Here is a 24,473-nt window from a genome sequence, read left to right on the forward strand (position 1 = left end):
GGGAGAGAGGGAGAGAGGGGGAGACGGGGAGAGGGAGAAAAAAGACCAACTTTGAAGATTGAATATAGCGGTGTGCAAGTGAAACAAGTACACTCTGTTCCCTGTCACCTACTCCCTGTTCCCTTTGAACTGTACTTAAGCAACATGAATAAGGCTGTATATCCGCTACCCCTTATCCCCTCATCTCTTCAATAACTTGAGTCGGGTTGTATTGCAGACAATCGAGCCGGTTAGCGGGCATGGTGAGGTAGAGCACATCACCATCGGCGAGGGTGACATTGAGCAGGTCATAGCCGTGGAGGGTGCGATGGTTGGGACCATGGCCCTGGGCACCGCGACTCTCAATATAGAGGGGCACCAAGTGGGAGGTTTTGGCCACGGCCTGAATGGGTTGATTGTAGAACGGATGGTGGGGGGTAATTAGGGTGGCGATCGCCACCCAGAGCTGATCCCCAGATATACCATTGCCTAAAATGCGACCCCCAAGTGCCGCCGCCGCAAAGGTGGGGGCGGCTAAATCCATGGGGCTGAGCACTTGGTCAAACTCAAAGACCTGCTGCACTTGTTGGGCGAATTTAGCCTCATAGATGCGCACCACGGTAGGCACCTGGGGGCTAATGTTGCGGGCGGTGAGGGCAATTTCTAGATTGATGGTGTCGTCGCTGGTGACCACCAGCAGCGCTTGGGCCGACGATAGATTGACGGTTTCTAAGGTGGAAGTGAGGTTGGCATCGCCGATGATAACCGGGATTTTAAGCGCCTTGACGGACAGTAAAAACCGGTTGTTGATGTCTTGCTCAATCACCGCGACTTTGTGACCGGTTTGGTGTAAGTGGATAGCTATGCGATAGCCGACGCCGCCTAACCCACAAACAATGTAGTGGTGCTGGCGGGGCATGCGGGCCACGCTCCACAGACTCTGAAAGTGAGAGCCTAAAATAAAGTCGTTGAGCAGGGCGTAGCAGATGCCGATCACCCCGGCCCCCACTAGCATCATGGCGGCGGTAAACACTTTGATGCTGGCCGAGGCCTCTTCGGCAACCTGTTCTTGACCCCCAGCCCCGGTGATCATCCCCACCGAGAAGTACAGAGCATCGACCCAGCTGGTGCCGAGATCTTGCCACAGGTAGGTAAAGGTGGCTAAGCCGATGGTAATGAGCAGCGCCAAAATGACCAGCAGGGTGGCGCGGGCGCGACGGCGACCATGGTCGAGGGTCACTAACAGCCGCTGCCAAAACTGCGCCATGTGGTGAGATTTGGGTCGGGGCTGCTGGGGCTGGTTGGCCACCACAATGCGATCGCCCACCTGGAGCACCTGCCCCGTCACCACTGCCGTCACCAAGTCCATCGGGCTAGAGCTAGAGTGGTAGTGAATTAAAAGCTGGGATCGGTTATCCCAGAGGGCTTTGAGCGGTTTGCCATGCCAGGGATGGGCGACGTCGATCACCTCTTCGTACATGGGCCAGGTGAGACCAAACAGGTGGAGTTGGCCAATGGCCCGATTGCCCCGCGCCGCAAAGGCAAACAGGGGCGCGGCTAGAGTCGCCGAACTCAGGCTGACATGGTGGGGCAGGGTGTGGTCGAGGCGCTCGCCCAGGCTAATATTAAACAGTCGGTTGACGATGCAAATGTTGGGGTTGAGAATGCGCGCCTGGGTCAGAATAGCCAGATTTAGGGCGTCGTCGGAGGTGGCTAACACCAGGGTATGGGCCTGATGAATGCCCGCTGCTTTGAGCGTATCGGGCGATCGCAGCTCCCCGACCACAATATTGCCCACCACCTCGGGCAGAGGATGGTAGCTAATGCCTACCACCCTCGCACCCTGCTGCCGCAGGAGGGTGAAAATGCGAAACCCCGTGCGCCCCAAACCGCAGACAATAATTTGGGGTTTGGGGGAAGCGATTAAATCTTTTGGGGTTAAGGATGTCACGGCCATGGTGCAGCCACAGATACTACCACTGTTGTCGGGGCTGGGGCCGCTAGGTACTGTAGCTTAGAGTACGTTGTCGCAAAAAGTTTACTCTCAGCGGAGGGGCCTGGTTTGGCATTGGGGCCCAGTAGGAGAGTTTGGCGTAGGGTCAGGGGTTTTGCCCAAGAGAGTCTGGGGGCTGGGGGCTAAGACGCAGTCCCTAACTCAGTCCCTAAACTTGGGGTGGTTTGTCTAGCTCTTCGCTATGGCCCCGGACGGGCGGCAGCTTTTCGACCAGGCCCATTTCAAAAGCGGTATCGGGCAGCTCACCAGCGAGATACTTACCCGGCTCAAAGACCCGACCGGGGGTAAAGCACATCTGCCGCAGCTCGACGATTTCGGTATTGAGAAACATGGTGCGTGAGAGGCGTCGTTCTAAGGCCATGGGGTGCTCCTACTCGTCTATCTGCCAGAGTTCGCGATTGTAGTCTTCGTCTAGGATGCGCTTAGGCCGCAAAATCAGGATGACCTTGCCGAGAACAGGCGTATCTAAGGGACTGGTCGACCAGACTACGGTGAGCTGATCGGCGGTAGCGGTGAGAAAGTAGCCATCGTCGTCCCAGGTGCGATCGCTGCGATCGACCACTACGAACAATAACTCATCGGCGGCGTCGATCGGGTAGTTGGGCAACTGCCGCGACTGGGTCAACAGGCCGACCGGGTCTTCGGCTCGAAAGATCACCTGCCAGCCTGGCACCGCAATCCAAGCGCTAGCCCCAGTGGTGCTGACCATCCCAAAGGGATCTTCTGCGACGACGACGGGCACCGCCTTGAGGTCATCTACGGTCAGCGGCATTTGCCCCACCACCGGAATCATGCGGGGCAGATCGCTCTCGGTCTCTAAGCGATACAGGGGTAGTCGCGGCGCGGGGCGACTCTTGACCACGGTAAAGTCGGTCAAAAGCTTTTCAATCTGCTGTCGAGCGGTGGCGGTCTCGGCAAACCGCAGGGCTTGAGCAATGAGCCGAGAGCGGTCTTGCAGGTCGTCGTTTTGGCGCGCCAGCTTCCAATAGTGGTAGGCGATCGCATCGCCGGGGCCATCGCCAAAACCGGGCGGGTTCTCCTTACGGTAGGAATATTCTTTGAGCGGTTTGACCAGATCGCGCACCTCCTCAGAGTCGAGGCCGTGCTGGAGGGCGAAGTCGGCGGTCGCGGCGCGATCGCTCTGAGAGAGCAACCGCATTTCGTAGAGCGAATCGCTGCCCTGCCGCGTAAAGTGGGCCTGGGTGGCTTCGGCGACCCCCACGTTAATCAGCGATTGAAAGACCTGCTCAGCCACCATAATCTGGTTTTGCTGAATGGGTTCAAACCCCGTTTCTTCAAAAATTTGCTGGGGCGTTAGTTTGGCTTTTTGTAGGGCTTGGCAACCCTGGGCCCAATTGACCCAGGTACCTTCTTTGCGCCGCAGCTTGAGTAAAATATCCTGCACCGCATCGGCGTCGGGGGGAGGAGTAGGAGGAGTAGAGCCAGGAGAAATCATGACCATTGCCACGTTAATGCTATCTGCCTGACTCTATCGCGGATGGTTGCCGATCTTTTCACCTGTAAGGGAAACTTTGGGGTTGACGGCAGCACCCGCTGTGGGCCACTATTATTTGTGCGCTTGGCGTCATAGCTAGCGCATGGGGGGCTATAGCTCAGTTGGTAGAGCACTTGAATGGCATTCAAGGGGTCAGCGGTTCGAATCCGCTTAGCTCCATATGACCGGGATCACCAGGCCTTTGCCGCAAGCATAGAGACGTTTCGTTGCTACAGGAGCAGCCTAGGAATGCTTCAAATCTCGCTGGATGCGGCGTGCTCCTGATGCCAGGCACAGCTTTTGGTATTGTTGTACGTGCAGCTGGGCGGATCGCCGCCAAGAGTAATGGGGCAAAATAGCCTGACTTGCTTGGATTAGAGAGTGAGCCACGGCAGGGTTCGGCGCTGCGGTCATAGCATCGGCAATGGCCTCTACCGACTCAGGCTCGACCAGCAGCGCTTGCTCAGAATTTAGGAACTCGGTAAACGGTGGCTGATCGGCGGCGATCACCGGTAGGCCCGATGCGATCGCCTCCAGCACCACCAGCCCCCAGCCCTCCTTAGTAGACGGAAAGCAAAAGACATCGGCGGTGCGGTAGAGGGCGGGTAAGTCGCCATCGGGAATCACCCCCGGCAAGATCACCGACTGACCCATCATCGAGCCAGGTTCTGGCGCTAAAGCCCGAGCCAACGCAAAAAACTGCTGACGATAGGGCTCATAGTCGAACAGGGTGGCCCCGCCTGCGATCACGAGCTGCGCCTGGGGGTGAGTGGCGAGCACCTGGGCAAAGGCCGCCAGCAGCCGCAGCGAATTTTTGCGCGGCTCAATGCCGCCTACCGTGAGAAAGATAGGGGAACCCGTGAGACCATAGCGGGCTTTGAGAGCCTCTTCTTGACCTGAGGGCGTTGGCGAGAAACGCCTGAGATCGACGCCGTTGAGAACTTTAGGGGCTGCAATACCGTATTCGGTGAGAAGGGCCTGGTGCCAGCGATCGCTGACGCACAAGCACAAATCTGGGTCGCGAATCGATTTGTCCTGACACTGCTGTAGGTAAATGCTGGGGTAGTCTTCAATGTGGTGAACGGTGCGCACTACGTTGGACAGTCGCCCCCGCTGCCGCAGCTGCACCAGAGCATTGGCCCCAATGCAGTCTTGGGCATGGTAGATGTCTTGAGGTTGGGGATGAACCAAAAAGTAGGACACAAATTCTTCAATTCGCTGACGAATTAGCGCATCGGTAGCCTGTTCGGGCGGCAGGTGGGTCGGTGGTGGCTGAGCGGGGACCAGCTCCACCCTGGCTGAAATGTCTCGCTCAAACCCCAGTCCGTCTTTGTCGAGGGCGTAGACGCACACGTCGTGGCCTAGCTCCGTGAGAGCGGTTGCCAACTCCAGCGTATGCACCACACTGCCCCGCAGCTTTGTCGAGTAGGTCAGGAGTGCAATCTCAAGGGGCTGGGGCATTGGGACAAGTGTAGTATGACAAAACAGTCGCACTAATGAGAATGCACACACCTAAAGCCTAATCGTCAACTGCGACAGTGTTTGTTGCCGGAGCGATCACTATCTTGCCAACTCGGGAAAGGTAACGCGGTCTGGTGGTGAAGAGGACTACGATGCCCCAGATCGTGATTAAAGCTCCCAGCATGCTGGTCGTCATTGTCGGCATCGGCGACACAAACGCAATATCCATCGTTCCGTGAAACACGGCGGCGATCAGAATGCTGCCTTGGGTGCTGTTAGTTAGCCAGGTAAACAAGATCGCTCCGGTCAGCAGACTCAAGTACCAGCCCAGGATTTCGGCAACGCCCAACTGGGCAAGTCCTGATGTAAAGCCAAACAGCGGTAGATGCCAGAGTGCCCAAAATAGACTTAATTTGATAGTCGCCGTCAGAGCCGTCTGACGAGTCTGTAGATGGGGCAGAGCAAACCCCCGCCAGCCCGTTTCTTCGCCCCAGCCGTAGAAGACAATACTTGCTACCCAGTAGCCTCCTACAGGCAAATCGGGATACTCGCTACTGCGCCCAAAGTTTTGCCAGGGCTGTCCCTCCCAGCCCGTGAGTAAGCCCGCAGTCAGAAAAAGCGCGATCGGGCTCAACCAGGCGATCGCGTGCCATACCCAATGCACGCGCCAGTTAAACATTCGTCGCCACAGGTCGCGCCATCCCACCTGGCCGCCACAGATTTTTGTCACCATGAGCGCTGCGAGGGCTGGGCCTAAGCTACCTAGCAGATGGAGTATCTGTGGTGGTTGAACCGCAATTAGACCCTGGGCAGACAGCAGTAGCGGTAGCCATAGCACCCAGGAAATAGCGTAGGCCAGGAGAAAAAAGGCAGTCAGTGGATATCGATGAAGCATTACTGAGAACCCTGGAAGACCATAGCTTCTTCATCTCACCATGCCAACGTGGAAAGGGAAGAGACTCGAGTAATTTCACCATACTTCCCAAAACTTAGCCATTGACCAATCGGGCGAATTCTAATTGTCTGATTGGTTATGCGTAAGGATTCAGGTGCTTGCATCAGGGATGAGCGAAGGCATTGGTCGGCCCTTAGGTGAGCCTGTGGCCATCAACACCTGCTGGAAAAAATCCAACACCGACCGACCCTGAGTCCGACAGGTCTGGATTACCGTGAGTAAGCTGGCCGTCTGGGCAAAGCCTGTCATGGACCGTGAGCCGCCAGAAACTTTGCGTTTGGTCACAGCCAACCGTAAGGAGCATTCGGAGCGATTGTTATCCGGTGGCACTTCTGGGTGGTCGAGGAAATACCACCATTGGGCCGCTTGATCGCGTAACGAACGCAACAACAATCCAGCGGCATACGCGGCTTTCGGCAACCATGCTTCGAGGGCCGTTTGCACCTCCCGTTTGAAGCCCGCTGCCCAATGATGATAAGCCTTAGCATCTTGGGTTTCACGCTAGTGCCGATGCGCCGCAAAGGCTGTATCAATCCAGTCGAGAAACACCTGGCCAAGGTGCGGATTATGGCCATGCTTGAGCTTAATCACTTTTTTAAAATGCCGCCGCAAATGCGCCAAACATTTTTGCTGCATGCTCATTCTTATACCTGATTGACACTAGCTAGCAAAATGCTTCTCAACAACATCCGCCGATTCTTGAACACGACTTGCAAGATCTTGAGCTTCCTTCAGTTGAGTTTCTTCAACCTCATAAGGAGTTTCATTGATGACATGCATGGAAGGTTTTAATTCCTTGTTTGGGTGATAAATATTTCTCTGTAGGCTAGATTTATCTGGATTTAGGAGAGTAAACTTTGCTAATCGATAGACTCAAAAACTACCTTAAATTCATATAATCATAGCTATATTTTAGCGTGAGAAGAAAGTAAAACTTGCTGTCTCTATCTATACTTGATAATGTTTCTCTGTGGCACAGAACGCAATAATAATGAATTCACCACCACCGCCACCGAGCTAAACGCCATCATGCCGCCCGCTGCCGCCGGGCTAAGGCTGACTCCAGCGACGGGCAACAACACCCCCGCCGCTAGCGGGATCGCTACCAGGTTGTAGGCAAAGGCCCAGGCCAGGTTTTGGCGAATCTTGTTGAAGGTGGCGCGGCTGAGGGTGAGGGTATCGAGCAGGCCCGTCAGGTCATTTTGCATGAGAATGACATCGGCGGTTTCCATGGCAATGTCGCTGCCCGAGTGCAGGCTAATGCCCACATCGGCCTGGGCCAGGGCGGGGGCGTCGTTGATGCCGTCGCCGACCAGAGCCACCGTATACCCCTCCGCCTGGAGTTGGCCGATCGCATCGACTTTGCCCTGGGGCGAGACCTCGGCGGTGACCTGGGCGGGGCTGAGGTTGAGCTGGGATGCGATCGCAGCCGCCACTTCCTTTCTATCCCCCGTTAGCACCCGCACCTGTAGCCCTTGATCTTGCAGGTCTTTGACCACAGCGGCAGCTTCGGGGCGGAGCAGGTCGGCGATCGCCACCACGCCCACCACGACCTGATCGCCCAGTCCCACATACACCACCGTCTGCCCAGCGCTAGCCAGCGCTACCGCCCGTTCGCGCACGGCGTCAGATAGCTCCAGCCCCTGCTGCTCCATCCAGAGCTGATTGCCCAGGGCGCAGGAGAGCGTTTCATCCCGCCAGGTGACCTGGGCGGCGACCCCCAGACCGGGCTGGGTGTCAAAGTCATCGGCGGCTAGCAGGTCTAAGGCTTGCTCAGCGGCGGCCTGGTGAATCGCCTGGGCCAGGGGGTGACGGGTGCCGCTTTCAACCGTAGCGGCCAGTTGCAGAATGTCGGCCTCGGTGAATCCATCTTCGAGGACGTGGATCGCCGTCACCTGGGGTTGGCCCTGGGTGAGGGTGCCGGTTTTGTCAAACACCACGGTATCGAGGTGGTGGATGGTTTCGAGACTGTCGCCGCCGCGCAGCAGCAGGCCCCGCTCGGCCCCCATGCCTGAACCCACCAGAATGGCGGTGGGGGTGGCCAGCCCCAGGGCGCAGGGACAGGCCACCACCATGACGGCGATCGCCAGCTTGAGGCTGACCAGCAATGTCGAGGAGGTCAGGGTCATGGTGTGGCCCATGTGGGCCATGCCCAGAGCCGAGTCCATCACGCTCGGCCAGAGGGAAAGGCCGACGAAGTACCAGAAGAGGAAGGTGAGGGTTGCCAGACTCAGCACGCCGTAGGTGAAGTAGCCCGAGATCACGTCCGCCAGCCGCTGAATCGGGGCCTTGCGGCTTTGGGCGGTTTCCACCAGGCGAATCATTTGGGCCAGCACGGTGTTTTGGCCGGTGCCCGTGACCTGAATGGCGATCGCGCCCCCCTGGTTCAGCGTGCCTGCGGTCACCCCATCCCCCGCCTGCTTCAGCACTGGCATTGACTCGCCGGTCAGCATTGACTCATCGACGGTGGTCTGCCCGGTGACCACCGTGCCATCGGCGGAGATCTTTTCGCCCGGTAGCACCTGCACCCACTCGCCGACTTGCAGGCAGCGGGCCGGCACCTCGACCCCAGTCTGGGCCACACCAGCGGTGGCCGGGTTTGAGATTAAGCGGGCGACGGCGGGCTGGAGTTCGACCAGCGATCGCAGCGCATCCGCCGCCCGATATCTCGCTCGCTGCTCCAGGGTGCGGCCCAGCAAAATAAACGCCAGCAGCATCACCGGCTCGTCAAAAAAGCACTCCCAGCCCAGCGCCGGGAACACCAGCGCCACCACGCTGGCCAGGTAAGCACTGCCGCTGCCCAGGGCCACCAGGGTATTCATGTTGGGCGCGCCCCGGCGAATGCCCTGCCAGCCGTCAACGAGAATGTCTCGGGCTGGAAAGGCCAGCGTCCCCGTGGCCAGCAGAGCGTGAAACCACAGGTCGCTGAGGATGGGCACCGTCAGCCAGCCAAAGTGCCTCAGGTGGCCCAGGGTGGAGAGAATCAGCAGAGCGATCGCTACCCCCAGCCGCCGCCCCTGCTGCTGCTGCTCGGCCCGTTTCGCCGCCACCCAGGCGGTGAGGTCGTCGCCATCGCCATCGCTGGTGCGCGGCGTCGCCTTAAACCCGGCCTGGGCCACGGCATCGGCCAGCGTTTCAGCGGTGACAGCGTCACTCTGGGCCTCGACTACGGCCACCTCCGTCACCAGGTTGACCGTGGCCGATGTCACCCCCTCTACCTGGGCCAGGCCCTTTTCTACGGCCCGCACACACCCGGCGCACTTCATGCCGCTGACGTTGAGTACCACAGTCTGACGGTCAGAGCCAACGGTTGCTGGCGCTACAAACTGGGGCGGGGTTTGAGGAGAGAGAACCGGCATGGGCAAAAACTCGAATGAGCGGCGTGCATCTAGCCTACCAAGGTCATTCTCAGTGTGAGCATTTCTTCACCTAGGCCAAAGCTTTGCGGCCCTGGTCTGCCAGGCGATGATGGCTAAAGGATTGGGACATATCCTCTCTATCACGCACCAGGGCCGAAGGGTGGGGAAAGCTTGAAACCCCTTCAGCATCAGCTCCAGAGCGTAGCCTGCCTATGGTTTCAGCCTGCCTGTTTTGTCAGTCAAGCAGGAATACATCAGGTGTCTTCTTTTCGTTGCGCTGGCGCCGCCCTTCAAAGAGAAGAGCGCCGACCAGTCCACAGGCACCATAAATAGATACACAGAAACGAATTGAAGCTAAAGTCCAGCAACAACAGCCAGAGCGAAAGACTACTCCAGTTTACTTCTGAGCTGTATCGAGCCCATTGAAATAAAAGAGCAAAGGGCAGAATGACAAGCAGGGTACTGGCGATTTTGATCCGGCCCCAATCACCTTCCCATGCCATCCACATTTGGAGCGTCCCCACAGCAATTAACCAGCCGCAAAGGGTACGAGCAGTTAGGGGGGTCATTGTCCAAGGGGCGATCGTGATTAACCAGGTTGGGGCCAGGTAAAATAGCAGTGTAATCAGGGTAATAATAAGACCGTTGATAACCCAAAACTGACGAATGGGTTGAGCAATAGGATGTAATCGTTGCATTCCTATCGGTGCGGCTTTCTTTTGGTGGGAGTAGTATAGCGCCACAAAAATAGGCGGCGGCAACAAATAGCTCGCAAACCAAATATAGAAAGGTGGAATGCCATGGTTGAACTTATCCCAGTGAAGAAAAGTGGTGAGGAGCATGAAGCCAGTAAAAATTGCAGCAGGAATACTCACTGCCCGAACCTGTTGCCAGCGGCGGGCCAAAGTTCCCAAAATAAACATTAGTCCTACAGATAAGTAGAAGCTCCCAAAGGTGGCAGCCATGACAATGGGTTGAATGGGCCAAGCGAAATTTGTTGCCGTTTGATCAGGGTGCAAGAAAACCGCCTCGATCGCTGCGACACCAAAAAGTATTTCAACGGCAAGCCATGCCCTCAGGGGTAGCGAAATAGGGGTGCTGTTATGAGCAGTGGCAGAATTGGAAGGTGAAAGAGTCATGATTTATTGCCTAATAGTTGCTATCTAAGGATTTTTCTTGCTTCAAGGCAGAGGCACTCCGCAAACTGGGTAAAAAACCAAAAAAAGCTAAGGCCAAGCTGATTAGACTAAAGCCGCTAAACCATGCCCAAACACTAAGACGGGCAAAGTCAAACAGCGCCAGATGATAAAGGGATGAACCCAGAACACCCACGGTAAACACTAAGGTGGCATAGATTAAAATTCTCACTTCTTTCCACTTTTTTTGGGTCAGGGCATAAAGGCTACCCAGCCCATAGGAAAGGAAAGGAAAGGAGCGCTATAAATATGAGCCAGTAAAGGTGTAATAGCCCAGGGCCAAACCTTAACCATGGCGGCGGGTGCAAATAGTAAGCAGAGCGCCAAAAGCGTAAAGAGACTGCTTTGTACTAATAAATAAATGCGCAGGAGACGAGAGAGATCTGAACCCGGTGGATGTTCAGTTTGCGATCGCTGTTGCCAGGTGATCCAAGCGGCAATAAGTGGATAGCCGATGTAGGCCACAAACCAGATCCAAGTCGGCTCAAGCTCCCAGTTAAAGGCCTCAAGATAAAATAGAGAAATCAACCCCAACATGCCCGTCCAGATGGCAATCATGGGAGTGACTACGCGAGCTTCTGACCACTGCTTTGCTAGGATGTTTAACCCCATAAACGTGGCTCCGGAAAGATACATAGAACCTAAAAAACGAGCATGGAGGGGAGGCACCATAAATGGCAATACCGTCGTGATCTCTTCAGGCATCAGGAGTCCCCAAATACCAATCGGCAAGGCGAGTCCTAAAACAAAGCCATAATAAAGTTTGTGCAGATGTGAAAGTCTCGAATGGCTTGGCATTTGGCTTCTGAAGGCAATCACAATAATGCTAATGTTGATTCCTTGTCCGACTATTTGCAGCAAGCTGCGATCTAGGAATGTTGCCCAGGCAAATAGATCTAGCGTGAGCTTCAATGACGTCACTGTGAGCACCAGCCATAAAGCCCACGGCTTGCCAGTCACAACGCTCCAGAAACTCAGAACCGCTAGACTCGCTAGGCCAATAGAAAAGAGCCTTAAGCCAATATGATCTTGCAAAAAGAAGGCATAGTATGGGAAGAAAAAAAGTATTCCAATTGCCTGAGCTGCCAAGAGGAAACTCAGCGGCTTATAGTGATTCATTCCTTTCTCCTGCGATTGAAGAACACATTTGTGGTTGTTCTTTGGGGATGAACTAAACTTTTGGGCGTTTCACATGCAGGCTGATGCCCGGAAAGCCCTCACCCTAGCCCTCTCCCTTCGGAGACGCTCCGCGAACGCCCTCTGGGAGAGGGGTTGGGGGTGAGGGCAGACAACTTTTGTCAGTCAATCAGGGGCGGGCATGGCAGCTAACAGTTCCAGATTATCGGCTGAAGAAGGATTGCAGACGGAGTGCAGCCGCTTCTGCCTCTGTTGGGATTGTTGCTGGGGTGGAGGACTGAGCGGTCTGGGCTGGCTCAGCCTGAGTTTGAGCCATCTCATCGGCAGAAACTGGGATGACGCTTCCCCCAGGGAGAGGCTGCGCGATCGCTTCAGCTGAAATGGCCAATACACTCGCTAACGATAAGCAATAACTCAGACATCGCTTAACGCCTGTATTGCTAGGTTGAACAGTCATGGGATTTATCCTGGTATGAATGAATTGTGTTCGAGGTTGGTTACGTCCAAATTCGGTTTTCTGCAAGAATTGAAATTACAAATTGGACGTGATTTAAATCAATTTGCGTTCTCTTCAGTAGCTTTTAAGCGATCAAAGAGTCACGCTATAGGTTCCTTCCATCTTCAGTTTGAGAATTCCAGAAAATAGAATGAATTTTTCTTTGGAAATTTCTCTGATTTTAATGAACTGAAGAATCTAAAAAATGGTATGCAAAAATGATCCCGACGAAGTGCCAGGATGTTTTCTGAGATCGCCATTTGTGAAATTGAGAAATCGAAAGCAGGCAAATAATCGTCGTTCTAGACTAGGGCATTGATGCCACCAGCTTGCCTGAGGCAAACTCATCAAGAACGTCGTCAATGGCCAATAATAGATACGAATAGCACTCAGCTTTGGATGAGTTTGTTTTAAGATCTTGTTATTGGACAGGGCTAATCGGCCAAATCTTGGAGCGCCGCTTTGAGGTTGATCAAGCCCTGACGTATCCGCGACTTGACCGTCCCCAGAGGAATATTCGTATGACTGGCAATTTCGGATTGGCTCAGCCCATGATAAAAACTGAGCCACAGTAAATCTCGCTGCTGGTCGGATAGGGCTTGTAGTGCCTCTCGGACTCGGTGCGATCGCTCCCCTTGGGAAGCCTGCTCCTCAGGTAGCGACAGGGCTGCTACGGCTGGCCCCTGATGAGTCAGACCCTTGAGAATGCGACTTCGATTACTGCCCCTACGCACACGATCAATCGCTCGATGGCGGGTGGCGGTACTCAAGAAACGACTGAGGGAGCCACGGTTGGGGTCATAAGCTGACTTTTGCCAGAGATTTAGAAAAATTTCTTGGGTCAAGTCTTCTGCTTCTGGCCCACTGTTTAAGATGCACCAGGCGATTGTGTAAACCAAGCGCGAGTAGCGATCGTACAAAGCCACTAGCGCCGACTTATTGCCCTGCTGGAGGGATAAAAATAAGGCTACATCTGCCTCGTCTCCCCTATTTGTAGATTGACTTGCGGGATGTATAGACAGCATAGATTCATCACCCATCAAACGTAAAATTACCTGAAATCAGGCGATCCTTTCGCGGCCATCGCCCTACTGTGGCCACTGAAGGCGATGGCACGAAATATAGTTGCAGCTAGCTGACGCGATTGCTGAGTAAACCAATCAACCAGTCCCGTTGCTATTGTGTGCGTATGAGCGGCTGATTCAGCCCACCACAACTGCTCGAACCGGCAGAGCCGACTGTAAATCGTTTACTGAAGCCCCTCTGGTAAACGATTGTGGATCGGGGCCGGCGGCGATCGCGGTCACAATTGGCGATCGCTGGAGAGCAACACCGGGAGTAAAGCTGGCAAACGACTGGTAGATCAGCGCTAGAGCGTAGGCGGCTAGTATTGCTAGAAACCCGGTTTCTGGATTGGCAAGCGGACGAGATTTAGATTGTTGCCGGTCAGAAACCGGGTTTCTATTGCTCTTCTAAGGTATTATTAGTAATCTTTACCTGGGCATAAGATTAGGTAAAACATCCACACTTCTTTACTCAGGGTGAAAGTGTTGAACTAAGTTAGAGATGAGCAGCTATTGCACGTCCTAGTATTCTTGGTTACTCAGAACTAGCCGTTAAGCCTTAGGCGCTTCTAGCCATTGAAAACCTCACTTTTTCCACCCCTTGAATCATCTGCAAGGCAAATTGAGCCGCCGTAAAATTATTTATTGACTGCTCCTTTTCTTGCAGTTCATCTCTAATGCAATTTGCTAAATTTGTAATATTTACAACGCTTTTCTGATTAATCATCGGGGATTGATTATCTTCTACGGGCGTCAGATGAACTTTCCAATCGCTCATTTCTGTGCCGTCTAGCTTTCTTAGCTCTCGCCATAAGTTTGCATCACCATCATGATTAAAGCCAAAGTGTAGCCCCTCTGGCTTGAGGGAGATATCAACGGTGCGAATGGCTCCATCGAACAGACAAAGTAAGATATTTTCTGAGAGGCGATCGCACCGTAAAACGGTTAACTTCTGAGCCTGGCTTATAGGTTGCTCCCCCGCGATAGAAAATTCGGAGCCCTCGATTTGTAAATCAGGCCAACCAGCTATCACATCTGAACGGATTAAGAAACCGCTGATGTGTTTTGCTCCGCCTGTTAGTGGATTTTGACGGCTATCTTGCTGGACATCAGCGTCTTGTACTCGACCAATGCTAAAAGCACCATCCAGCAGCGATTCTACCCAAAACCAATCTAAACAGAAGAACCGGATCGATTCTGTAGGAAGCATCTGTTCATCGGGGACTAAGTAATTAAAAGGAATCCCGTATAATAGGCCGAGTCGCTCGAACCAAGTTTGGATCTCTGTAGGGAACTCAATCGTCGCAGCATTACGTTCTGTTTCAGCAAGTTCTGTTTCAGCAAATAGATGCGGGTAAAGCGCCTGTTGATTATCTTTGGCTAGCTTTTGGGCGTTGGCGCGTTTCCAGTTAAACAAGCGAGTGGCGAATTGTTTATCTTGCAGGGCTAACAGCTGACCCAGCTGCCAGGCAGCGGCGTAGGAAATATCAAACAAACCCGTCTTCGGATTGTAGGCAATCAGCTGATCGACACTGCGTATAGCCAGTTGAGATAACGCTAAGGATGTCGGATTTTCTCCAGGAGAAAGAGGGCTATGATACCAGGAAAAGGTTTTGCCGCCCTGTCGGAGATAATGGGGGAAGGCACGATAGCCTTTGGCCAGATAGGAAACTACGTCAGGATTATCTTGGGTGGGATTATCTTGGGTGGCTAGTCTGAGTGTCTCTTTGTCGAGATTTTTAAGGTGTCCTGCAAAATTTTGTTCAAGGTTAGTACAGGCAAAGCTCCAGCTTTTTAGCGCTACCAGACGAATATACTCGTCATCCGTGGCGTTTTGATCGTTAAATTGTCCATTGGAATATCGGTTCTCTAAAGACACTAAATAGGCGGTGCTAGTGCCTTCTGATTTAGGAAGACGATTGCTAATTACCACAGATAAAGGTTCGCTATTTTCAATAGACAAAGGTTCACTATTTTCAGTGTCTCCGGTAACTTGACGAACGTGAGCCAGATACTCTAAATCTTCGGTCGTGGGTAATATCTTTGCCAATAACGTCTTAGGGACATCAATGACGGCGACATTGTCGTCCACTTGTTGGCCAATCTCTAAGGCTACACCGGGCCACTTTATCGGGCCAGTGGAGGATTGCTGTAATTTACCCAGGGGGATAAGTTTAGTGTTTTCAGATTGGGCTAGGATGGCTTCAACTTGTGTCTCTAGTCCAGCAAAATCACCTTCTAGTTGAGCAGACTTGCGATCGCTCGGCTCAACAATCATGGCTTCTTCATCATCTGCGTCCTTAAGCCAGCCAATGCTGTCCGATAACAGGTGCTGCCATAGTCGATCCTTTTGAGCTTCGGTTAACTCGTTATCTTGAGCATTACGGAGTGGCGTTTCTAAATCTAAAATATAGTCTCTCGGAAGCGTACGTAAGAGTTTTTCTCCCTCGTGAATCAGAATAAGCGCCAGCCAAGGGGCCTTTTGGGTGTCTGGTTGCGCTAACCTTTCCCAGGGAAGGGTGCTACTTTTTAGGGCAACGTGCGGCAAAACGTGGGAATGATCGCCGAGGCTACCGGCTGGCGGAAACACTGCATGAATTTCTGGCTGGGTTAGCTCAAAGCGATTGCCTTGCACAACAAAGGTCAGCTGTGTGCTGAAGGCATCCTTCTTGACATCAACGAGTTTGACCGTTTGCTCAATTGAAATTTTATATTGTCCAGTCTCTAAAGCCATCTGATGGCTTTGAATGAACTGGATTTGCCCTTGGGCGTTTGGATCGATAACTTTAGTGCTCATTGTTCAAATTCACTGTGAAAGGGCTAAGCGTGAGAGAGCTAGGTGTAAAAGGACTAAACGGTTGCTGTTTCAAGTTGTGGCGCGATAATAAATGCTCGCTCTATGCCTTGAGGCGTTTCAAAGTCTTCTAAATCCATATCGGCAATATCGACGTCCGATAGTCCCAAACGCTTCAACAAGCGAGTTCTACTATTTTCGACCGTTTCAGAGGTAATACTTTTGCCGATAGTTTGTTCTCTGGCATCCTCATCGGCTTCTTCGCTTTTGGCAAATACTGAACCGGGCTGCCATTGATAGGCATTCGCGATTGATTCGGTGTCGTAGGCGATGTTTTTACGCTCAATCGATTGAGTGACGCCAGGCTGTGGCGGCTTGGCGGGTTTGACGGTGTATCCAGACAGAACATTGTTGATCAAGCCTTCCCGAGTCGGGTCAGTGGTATTGGATTCTCCCCACAAGCCAGCCGGAACGTTTTTAGCGATCGGCACACAGGTTAAACCGCTTTCCTGAGAGACTTCTCTGCCGTCTGCTCCAATTTTGGTGAGCGAAATATGATATTTCGACTCGGTGAAGTCTCGATTTTTGACACCCATTGAGGCGATGCCAAAGGTTGTTGTTTGAGGCGTCGCCCCAGAATCTGTTTGCAACTGAATGGAAACTTGTTCAGCTTCAGTTGTTTTAATCGGAATCACAGAGCTGGCAGTCAACGCAAAGTCTTTGGGATTAACGACAAAGATTTCCGAGTCACCTTCGCCTATCTTACGGAGTAAGCCACTTTCAACCGCAAGCGTGCAAACGTCTTGATCAGACGGTAAGAAAGACTGCTTGAACTCCGGCCAGTCGAGCGCAGGCGGTTTCTGCCGAGAACGACTGCCGAAGCGAACGGTAAAGGAAACGATCCAGAGACTCACTCTGGCTGTGCCGGAGAATTTGGGTCCCCAAATGTGCAAATCGGCACCTACTTGGATTGAAATTTTTCTGGTCCGCCTGAAAATGCGGAAGCTGTAGGAGCCACCTAGATTAACGCCAATCCGCGCATCATAAAAATAGGGCTGCCAAGAGACAATAAAATGGGCATAGGCAACAAACCACGCTTTAATTCTGCCAGATTTCCAATTGGCTTCTAAGCGTCCGCCAGCCATAATCGCGGAAGCGGTGAGCGCGAAATACAGACTGCCTTTGACATTTAAGTTTTGGCTAATGCGCCAATTGAGCGCTAGGGGATCGACTCTGGGATAGTGTTCCGGAACCTGGAAACGGGGATGATAACCGCCTACGGTGAGAACAAAGTCTCCTTTATAGGGGCCAGAGAACCAGGTGTAAAAAGCGAAGCCACCGCTGAGTCGGCAATCACGGTCAAACAGATAGGAGTCAGGCAGGATTTTGCCTTCAACCTGAAGGATGCCTTCGGCGGGGGCAAATCGAGCCACGATGGCAAATCGAACTTGGGCGAGCGGGGGGACATTTTTATTAGGGGGGAGCGGGGGTGAAATGAGCGTGGAGAGGCCGAAAAGATCAAGCGTGAATTGATCGCCGAAGCTGGCAACGAGCAGAACGAAGGATTCAATAATCTTGAAAGAGGTGAACTTGATGCCCACCGCTAGCATAATGCGCCCAACTTTTGGGGGAATGGAGGGGCGCAGGTCTTGCTGGAGAGCGTTCAGTTCGGTAGGATCGGCGGGGGTGCGGTTAAGCGCGGCACGAACGAGGGGAAACTGAGGAATTTCGTCGAGGGTGGGTGGAATGAGCTCGCGGTTGTAGGCAAAGCCAAGGGCGAGTCCGGTGATATAGAAGAAGGGCGGACCGCCGAGGGGTTTGTTGAGGATGCCGTAGATAAAGAGAGAGGGGTGGCCGTTGAAGTTGGTGTAGGAACCGAGCGCAGCGATGGTGAAGGTTTTGGTTTTGACGATGATGGCACCAGAGTATTCGTCTCTGCCCTCAACGGTTGTTCTGAGTAAGGCTCCTTTAATGGAAAGAGTTCCTTTGCTTTCGTAGCTGACGCCAAGGCCCTGGAGCTGGAATTTGGGCTGGAATTGTTTGATGGGGGAGCCGACGGATAAGCCGTCTAGCGTTAGGCTGAGTCCGGCAGTGGCGATCGCAGCATCTAATCGGAACCAAAGGATGTCATCTTGGTATTGGACGCCGATTCTCGCCAAGTGAAGCGGCCCAACCCGTTTATTGAGGGGATACCATTGGGTGCTATCGGTAACAGGCTCATCTGTGACAATCTCGGCGGTAACAGGCTCAGTGGCATCAGGCTCATCGATAGCAGGCTCAGCGATAGCGGGTACATCGAGAGTCGGCGCGTCAGGCAAAGAGGCTGAAGATGACTCGTTAGCCGCAATGGGCAGGGTGAGCACTTGCAAGGTATCACCGAGTTGCAGAGTCGCGCTGATGGTTAAACCGCGTTTAACTGCTGGAGCGGATGCTTCTGGAGAGAGACTGTAGGGGATGGGTGCCATGTCCTCGGGAAGGAGGGTATTGAAGCCATCAATTGTGTCGGGGGTCAGGTTTTGAGAAGCGAGGAGAAATTGTAAGTTATCAATCCCAATGGTTCGGTCGGCAGGAAGATCTTTCCCAACTAGAGGCAGCTTCGTGAAATTGATGGTGGAACTGAGGTTAAGACCAAAGAATACCTGCGATTTACTCTGGTTTTTACTGCTCTGGTCTTTACTCTTATCTTTACTGTAGATAAATAGAGCGTCTAGGAGCGTAATTTCTAGCGTGGTAGGGACATAGGCGGCGATATCGGTAGAAACAGTTTCGACAAGGTTCCTGACTTTGAGGGCTTGTCTATCGGGATTGTTATAGGCAGCGAGGAGCGTTGTGACCTTTTTGTCTTGAGTGAGGAGCAGGTTGAATTGTAAGTCACCGACGGTGATGTAGCCGCCGAACTGTTTGAGAAAAGAATTATCTTCTTGGCGAGTGATGTCGATGATGACGGTAATATCTACTGCTCGATCGTCCACCACCAACTGGGATTCAGCCGTAAAGGTAAAATCTTTGGTCTCACTGTTGAAGGAGACAGCTAGATTTTGAATCGTGAGGTCTTCTATGGCTGCGGGTAAGGGAACGTCACCAAAGATATTGCCTAAATCTTCGGCTAAAGTGGATTGCCCGTCTTCAGTTTGCTGGGCCGCTGGGCCAATCGGGATGGCTTGCCCTTGTCCGGTGCTGCCGTTGAATTGCCACGCATCCCCGTCGTAATTGGCCTCCAGATTAAGGGCTATCCCCGCGATCGACAACTCGGCGGCTATTTCACAGCTGTAGGTAGCTTGTCCATAAATCTTGAAGCGAAGCGCATTCAATTCAACATTGTTGATAATTTCCCAGGTTCCAGAAACATCAACCCGAGCGATTAACTCCTCACTATTCAGATTAAATTCGGTACTCAACTCGTTAATGGTCAGGTCGGGTATGCCGTCAGATGGCGCGCCTAAATCGGCTACGAAATCGGCAATTTTGACTGGAGTTTGGGTGTCTAGACCGAAATAAAACTGATTGCTAGGATAGTAACCGCTACCAAGAAGCGTAATTTGACTGTCTTTGCCCAGAGTTGCCTGAGCATCAATCGATGCCGTGATTATTTTGGCATCCAAAGGTTCATCAACAGAAAAATTAAATAACAGCCCATCAAGAGTTAACACATCCTCAATCACCGGCCAACTTTCCAGATCGAGGGTAAAGCTGGCCTGCTCAAGACTTTTTTTCTGTTTGGAAAACTGTAGGTCTACGGTGACGTCAGATTGAGGTGGCAGGGAAGGCAAGTCCGCAACATCAGACGGGTTAATAAAGGGAAGGGTATTGTTCCTGTAGGTGCCGATGGCTGTAATCAGATCGCCATCGCGGGGGAAATCAATTTTGATGTCGATGCCTTGCTGACCATCATTGAAATCCAGCGTTCCCTCTAGACAAATCTGCGAATCATTCGGTGAGAAATAGAGGGGCGAGGACAACTTAACCTCAGCGTCTTTCAGGGTGCCAGGCCCAAATGGAAAGCCCTCTGGTCCTATAGTCAGCAGCAGGGTGAGTATCGGGAACTCGTCTGGAAAGGTGACCTTAGATTGAACCAGAAACTCAGACAGATCGATCTCAATAAAATCAATCAGGGTGTCTAGTCCAGGAAGATCGGGGAGGAGTCCGCCCCACATATTTAGGCCATTCTCCGTCGGCAACGATGGCTGGTTTCGGCTAGACCACTCCTGCCAAATGCCCAGTTTATCGAGTTCCGCTTGCAGAGTCTGTTCATCTAATGGCTCTGGATAGACATAGAGCCAGAGTGGATCTTGGAGCGTGACAAAGCGCAGGAAAAAAGAGTCTGCTGAATTACCTGTTTCCGATTCTCCTGGCATTAGGGGAAAACAAGTGCCAAAGTTCGGAGCTTCAAGCGGCCGAGCGCAGAGGATTAGTAAGGACTGGTCGGCCTTGCTGAACACCTCTATCTGACAGGCAACGTTCAGCAAGGTGCCGTTGCCCCGATGAATTTGCGGATCGGTTTCATCTTGTTCAGGCTTATCTAGCTTGATACTGCGCGTCCAGAAATATTTTTGTAGGTCATCGAGACAAGCCTCGCTGAGGTTGTCTCGATCGAAAACCATAGAGTTTGCCGTAACTGAGTTTGTTGTCATAAGAGGTGCCTTCCCTCGTTGATATTTACAGATCTATTGATAGGTTTTAGAAACTCTCAAATAGAGTTAAATTGTTTGGCTCATTCGATCTCTAAAGGTGAGATCAGATCTTTTCGCTCGGCAGCGTCAGGAAATACTAGATTCGTAGCAATCTCAAGAAAATTTTCAGCCACGCCTTGAAGAGCTCTGGATGCAGCATTTTGCTCTGGAGCGGTTGCTGTAGCTGGAGTCGGAGTCAGTAGGTCGCTTAATAGCGACTCTATAGACTGTCGTGAGACACCATCCAAATCGCTTCTCTCTTTGATTCGAGCATCAAGATATCGCCTTGGCTTGTCTGGTAAAGTTACATTCCCTAGTCTCTCATTCACGGCCTTCTCATCAGCGGCTAAGCACATCCAGTGCATGAACCATCCATCATGTAGAAAAACGTAGAATCGTCTTTTCAGCAGTTGGACTAGCGAAAGAAACTCAACGTGATTTTCTACTACAAAGGCAGTGTTCTTGAGGACGTTTTTTTGTTTTATATCATGCTGCTTTAGGTCATCCCATTGTGACTTGGGCATAAAGAAGGCGATCGGGTACTCTATTTCATCGACCCCTGGACGTCCGCCTTCGTCGCTGTGAAAAGCTCTGTTGGGAAATTGTCCCTTGTCTTCTGGCTCTTTCTTACCCAGGTACTGCGCTCGGATTAAAGAGTTGAGCGTCTGAGCAGTAAACTGTACGAGATCATTTATGTTGCCAAGTTCAGGATTCTCTTTGCCGTCAAGTTCTTGATAAGTTCCAATGAATTCAATAAACACGTTTCTAGAATTGGCGATCTCCAGCGCATTTTCTTTCTTTTCAACGGGTATAAAGAGATTCTTGATTTTATTCGGTTGTGGTTGCGTCGGCTGGAGGTCTGGAAATTCCGAAATTCGAGTGGTCATCTCGAATGAGATATTGGGGGTAAATGGCCAGACTGCAAATAGATCATAGTCACCTGATACTGCGTTTTTGTAGAGGTCTTTTTTATCTCTGTATGCTAGGTATGGACTTTGAACGCCATTCACAGAATAGAAATTATCCAAGGGATTGGATACTTTCTCTACAGGAATAATATTGAGTTCCCGTATACCTTGATTAATTTGAACGATGTCATTTACAGTTATTGTGCTTCTATCCACAGGCTTTGTGGATTCTTCAATTTTCTCGTTATAAGATGCTTTAATTTTGACGTTTTTCTTGTTTGCATCCTCTTGATCGATAGAAAACTTTTCTCTGTTTTTTTTCAGATAGCTAATGTATCTATCTCCATCCTTGATATAAATGTTCCTATGATAGATATGCCACAGGTTAGAAGTAGCGTCTTTCTTAATCGCGTATTCAACCGCAATTGTTTTATTTTTGTCTTGTGCGATACCGCATATCAAATTATTGCCAATTTTTTTGTGATTTGGCAGGAAACCGCTGTTGAGCAGTTCTTGCTTGCGTTTATCCGATATCGAAAGTGGAAGGAAGAGCGTCTTGGCAACCTTATCCTCTTCACTTTCTCTTTCCTGTATGTCCTTTAACCAAACTAAAGAATTTATATGTTCCTTAAGGTTATAGGCCATCTTGCTAGCACCGGCCTTATTGAGGGCTGGCAGTTGACAGACAAAGCCTGCCATCGGTCCCCAATTACAAGATTTCCCATGAACATAAAAGGGCTTAAGATTATAGCCTTCATCGATCAAAGTAGTGCAGGCTTTACCCGGTACACGGCTCCAGATTACACAGTTGAGTTCATCTGCGGCCTTTTGAAATGCCTTTGAGGCTTGTTCTGGAAAACCTTCTTCAACCAATCTTGGATCTAGTTCGGTAGGCACAGGTGATTGATTGTTCGGCTGATTTCTAGGCTGCAAAGTAGGTTGGTTCTGAATAGTCCATCTTGTCATTGTCTTGTACTCCTGAAGGCTAGTTAAAATCTTCGATTAGTAAGTGTTGAACAGTGTTCGATATTGATTTCAGACGTGCGATCGCCCCTTCTATTCATTACCTATCTCTTCTTTAAACAGAGACGGATAAGCCTGCGATCGCATTTCGATTTCCATCACTTCTTATTCGCTTGTAGTGAAGCGTAAATAAGAGTGGAATAGGGTGTGATCGCCTTTATTGTTGGATCAAGCTGACTACCTCAACCCAATCTTTCCGAATAGCCAGAACGTTAACTTCCCAATTACTTTCTACTATTCCAAGACTATTTGCCCTAATCATCCACATCCCATTGTTTACAAAGGTGTAAACCACCTGTCCTCTGGCATTGTCTGAAACAGTTGGCCTAAATCCAGCAATAATGACAATCCAGTCTCGGCTTGGAAACTTTGTATTTATTACGGCGTTATCTCCCCCTGTAAATCGCTCAAGCTGAAACGGTTTTGACCCAACTTTGATGTCACCCTGTATTTCTAGATCACCTGAGATTTTTGTAGTTCCTTCAACCTGTAAATCTCCCTGTAACTTGTCTATCGTAAATGAATCAACCTGTAGATTCCCCTCAATTTTGGTATCTCCCTCAACCCTCAAACCCTCTAGTCCCGAAGAAGATTTCACATGGAGCTTAGCCTGCGGTTCATCCGTGCCAACGCCCACGCAGCCCACCTTACCCGCAGAATCTTCCCGATAGACTAGCGGACCCTTATGAATAGGAACCGTGATATGTCCATCCCAATACCCTGGAATATTTTCAAAGTGGACATATAGATTGGCATAGCCCGATTTCAAGATCGTTTTGAGATTCGTGATCTTAATTCTGAGCAGCTCTTCGCGACCTGAAACCTGCCGTCCCTTTTGGCAGATGTAGCTCCATTGAGGACTAATTCCCTGCGCTTCCCTGCCACCAAAGCCCCAATGTTCTTGATTGGCCTCAACCGAAATTCTAACCTCATCAGCATCATTATTATTCAACAAGGCCCAATTTTGGGGCGCGTCAGATTCTGTTGAAGCCACATCAAAGGAAATCGTAAACTTGCTCGCCTGATCTAAGGTTCCTTCATTCGCGCCGCGCAGCTTTAAGATGCCTTCTGTACGCTTACTATCATCCGGCTTAACGATGACTGAACTAGCGATTTGCTCCGCTGTTGGGGTGATTTTTTTCCTTCGGATTTCTTTTAAGGAGAGCACGCGGTTAGCGTTTGAAGGGGCGGCTACTCTAGTGTTGGGAGGATTGTCTAAAGCTTCTTCTAGTTCTTCAGGGGATACACTAATAAAAGGCACACTCATACTGGGAAGACTTTGAATCGTTAGGGTCAATTCATTTTCCTGCCCATCATTGAGAATTGTGTTAGACCCCAAAAGGCCCACATAGAGCGGAATTTGCTTTTTCCCCCGCTGATTCACAATGTTTAGATACTGCAACCGACTGCCGCTAATTGTTTCATTAGATCCTTGATACAACAGTTGGCCGTACTTGATTTCTACCCGAGTCCCTCGCGAGCCACCCTCGGGCGCAGCGCTGATATTCTCTAACGTTAGCGTCATTCTTTCACCCTGAGGAATGACTGTCTTTTGGTCTATGCCAAAATAGAGCGTATTATCCTTGAGCTGCATATTCCAACCATCGCTAATCTCGCGTAAGGTAACGGATGCAATATCCACTATAGTTCCGGGCCTAAACGAGACAGCGAAATGATAGGTTCGGCCATTGAGCGCATTTTGGGCGATGGGTTGTAGTTCAATATCTCGCCTAGAGGTATTGACTATCTCAATGCGAAGCGACTGTCTCAATGCGCCATCATCAATTCCAAGAATATTTTGTCCATCCTCATCCTGCAAGAAAATTTGCAAGACATCGGGACGAGCGGAAACTTGAGTGCGACTGGTGTTAACGACACTAACCATTGAATTTTCTCCAAAGTGAATTATTTTTCTAAAAAGA

14 protein-coding genes, 1 tRNA gene and 1 pseudogene are annotated in these 24,473 nt (G+C 51.3%); 1 reads left to right on the plus strand and 15 read right to left on the minus strand.

The features are described from left to right. Positions 1–172: 172 nt before the first annotated feature. The 3 genes from IQ254_RS12090 to IQ254_RS12100 all read right to left on the minus strand — a co-directional run bounded on the left by IQ254_RS12090 (position 173) and on the right by IQ254_RS12100 (position 3,449). Positions 173–1,936: a TrkA family potassium uptake protein gene (locus tag IQ254_RS12090; RefSeq protein WP_193966416.1), complete on the minus strand. Its 1,764-nt coding sequence runs from the start codon at positions 1,934–1,936 to the stop codon at positions 173–175. A 205-nt stretch (positions 1,937–2,141) separates the two neighbouring features. Then, positions 2,142–2,354, minus strand: coding sequence for a hypothetical protein (locus tag IQ254_RS12095; RefSeq protein ID WP_193966417.1), 213 nt, complete (start codon positions 2,352–2,354; stop codon positions 2,142–2,144). A 9-nt stretch (positions 2,355–2,363) separates the two neighbouring features. Next, positions 2,364–3,449, minus strand: coding sequence for a RuBisCO accumulation factor 1 (locus IQ254_RS12100; RefSeq protein ID WP_193966418.1), 1,086 nt, complete (start codon positions 3,447–3,449; stop codon positions 2,364–2,366). 146 nt (positions 3,450–3,595) lie between these two features. Here IQ254_RS12100 and IQ254_RS12105 point away from each other — a divergent pair. After that, a tRNA-Ala gene (locus IQ254_RS12105) sits at positions 3,596–3,668 on the plus strand. A 63-nt stretch (positions 3,669–3,731) separates the two neighbouring features. On the opposite strand, the gene IQ254_RS12110 is transcribed toward IQ254_RS12105, so the two are convergent. From IQ254_RS12110 to IQ254_RS12170, 12 genes and pseudogenes are all read right to left on the minus strand, one after another. After that, the gene (locus IQ254_RS12110; protein ID WP_193966419.1) at positions 3,732–4,949 is read right to left on the minus strand and encodes an MSMEG_0565 family glycosyltransferase; all 1,218 of its coding nucleotides are present in this window, start codon (positions 4,947–4,949) and stop codon (positions 3,732–3,734) included. 58 nt (positions 4,950–5,007) lie between these two features. Further along, positions 5,008–5,844, minus strand: a complete 837-nt coding sequence (locus tag IQ254_RS12115) for a CPBP family intramembrane glutamic endopeptidase (RefSeq protein WP_193966420.1) — start codon at positions 5,842–5,844, stop codon at positions 5,008–5,010. Positions 5,845–5,994: 150 nt separating this feature from the next. Further along, positions 5,995–6,537, minus strand: a pseudogene (locus tag IQ254_RS12120) (transposase); the annotation flags it as partial. Positions 6,538–6,848: 311 nt separating this feature from the next. Then, positions 6,849–9,263, minus strand: a complete 2,415-nt coding sequence (locus IQ254_RS12130) for a cation-translocating P-type ATPase (protein WP_193966423.1) — start codon at positions 9,261–9,263, stop codon at positions 6,849–6,851. Positions 9,264–9,553: 290 nt separating this feature from the next. Further along, positions 9,554–10,402: a hypothetical protein gene (locus IQ254_RS12135; protein ID WP_193966424.1), complete on the minus strand. Its 849-nt coding sequence runs from the start codon at positions 10,400–10,402 to the stop codon at positions 9,554–9,556. 249 nt (positions 10,403–10,651) lie between these two features. After that, the gene (locus tag IQ254_RS12140) at positions 10,652–11,578 is read right to left on the minus strand and encodes a hypothetical protein (RefSeq protein ID WP_193966425.1); all 927 of its coding nucleotides are present in this window, start codon (positions 11,576–11,578) and stop codon (positions 10,652–10,654) included. Positions 11,579–11,798: 220 nt separating this feature from the next. Beyond that, a complete protein-coding gene (locus IQ254_RS12145) occupies positions 11,799–12,053 on the minus strand; it encodes a hypothetical protein (RefSeq protein ID WP_193966426.1) in 255 nt (84 codons plus the stop codon). A 473-nt stretch (positions 12,054–12,526) separates the two neighbouring features. Continuing rightward, positions 12,527–13,117, minus strand: coding sequence for a sigma-70 family RNA polymerase sigma factor (locus IQ254_RS12150; protein WP_228040587.1), 591 nt, complete (start codon positions 13,115–13,117; stop codon positions 12,527–12,529). Positions 13,118–13,715: 598 nt separating this feature from the next. Beyond that, a complete protein-coding gene (locus IQ254_RS12155) occupies positions 13,716–15,953 on the minus strand; it encodes a hypothetical protein (RefSeq protein WP_193966428.1) in 2,238 nt (745 codons plus the stop codon). A 53-nt stretch (positions 15,954–16,006) separates the two neighbouring features. Continuing rightward, positions 16,007–20,551, minus strand: a complete 4,545-nt coding sequence (locus IQ254_RS12160; protein WP_193966429.1) for a DUF6603 domain-containing protein — start codon at positions 20,549–20,551, stop codon at positions 16,007–16,009. Positions 20,552–20,661: 110 nt separating this feature from the next. Then, positions 20,662–22,494: an anthrax toxin-like adenylyl cyclase domain-containing protein gene (locus IQ254_RS12165; RefSeq protein WP_193966430.1), complete on the minus strand. Its 1,833-nt coding sequence runs from the start codon at positions 22,492–22,494 to the stop codon at positions 20,662–20,664. A gap of 214 nt (positions 22,495–22,708) precedes the next feature. Then, positions 22,709–24,436, minus strand: a complete 1,728-nt coding sequence (locus IQ254_RS12170) for a hypothetical protein (RefSeq protein WP_193966431.1) — start codon at positions 24,434–24,436, stop codon at positions 22,709–22,711. Positions 24,437–24,473 lie beyond the last annotated feature (37 nt).

The organism is Nodosilinea sp. LEGE 07088 (assembly GCF_015207395.1).
Classification (GTDB): domain Bacteria; phylum Cyanobacteriota; class Cyanobacteriia; order Phormidesmidales; family Phormidesmidaceae; genus Nodosilinea.

Excerpts from the sequence above, each read along its gene's own strand:
- IQ254_RS12090 (WP_193966416.1), bottom strand. The coding sequence starts at position 1,936 with ATGGCCGTGACATCCTTAACCCCAAAAGATTTAATCGCTTCCCCCAAA.
- IQ254_RS12095 (WP_193966417.1), bottom strand. The coding sequence starts at position 2,354 with ATGGCCTTAGAACGACGCCTCTCACGCACCATGTTTCTCAATACCGAA.
- IQ254_RS12100 (WP_193966418.1), bottom strand. The coding sequence starts at position 3,449 with ATGATTTCTCCTGGCTCTACTCCTCCTACTCCTCCCCCCGACGCCGAT.
- IQ254_RS12110 (WP_193966419.1), bottom strand. The coding sequence starts at position 4,949 with ATGCCCCAGCCCCTTGAGATTGCACTCCTGACCTACTCGACAAAGCTG.
- IQ254_RS12115 (WP_193966420.1), bottom strand. The coding sequence starts at position 5,844 with ATGCTTCATCGATATCCACTGACTGCCTTTTTTCTCCTGGCCTACGCT.
- IQ254_RS12130 (WP_193966423.1), bottom strand. The coding sequence starts at position 9,263 with ATGCCGGTTCTCTCTCCTCAAACCCCGCCCCAGTTTGTAGCGCCAGCA.
- IQ254_RS12135 (WP_193966424.1), bottom strand. The coding sequence starts at position 10,402 with ATGACTCTTTCACCTTCCAATTCTGCCACTGCTCATAACAGCACCCCT.
- IQ254_RS12140 (WP_193966425.1), bottom strand. The coding sequence starts at position 11,578 with ATGAATCACTATAAGCCGCTGAGTTTCCTCTTGGCAGCTCAGGCAATT.
- IQ254_RS12145 (WP_193966426.1), bottom strand. The coding sequence starts at position 12,053 with ATGACTGTTCAACCTAGCAATACAGGCGTTAAGCGATGTCTGAGTTAT.
- IQ254_RS12150 (WP_228040587.1), bottom strand. The coding sequence starts at position 13,117 with ATGCTGTCTATACATCCCGCAAGTCAATCTACAAATAGGGGAGACGAG.
- IQ254_RS12155 (WP_193966428.1), bottom strand. The coding sequence starts at position 15,953 with ATGAGCACTAAAGTTATCGATCCAAACGCCCAAGGGCAAATCCAGTTC.
- IQ254_RS12160 (WP_193966429.1), bottom strand. The coding sequence starts at position 20,551 with ATGGTTTTCGATCGAGACAACCTCAGCGAGGCTTGTCTCGATGACCTA.
- IQ254_RS12165 (WP_193966430.1), bottom strand. The coding sequence starts at position 22,494 with ATGACAAGATGGACTATTCAGAACCAACCTACTTTGCAGCCTAGAAAT.
- IQ254_RS12170 (WP_193966431.1), bottom strand. The coding sequence starts at position 24,436 with ATGGTTAGTGTCGTTAACACCAGTCGCACTCAAGTTTCCGCTCGTCCC.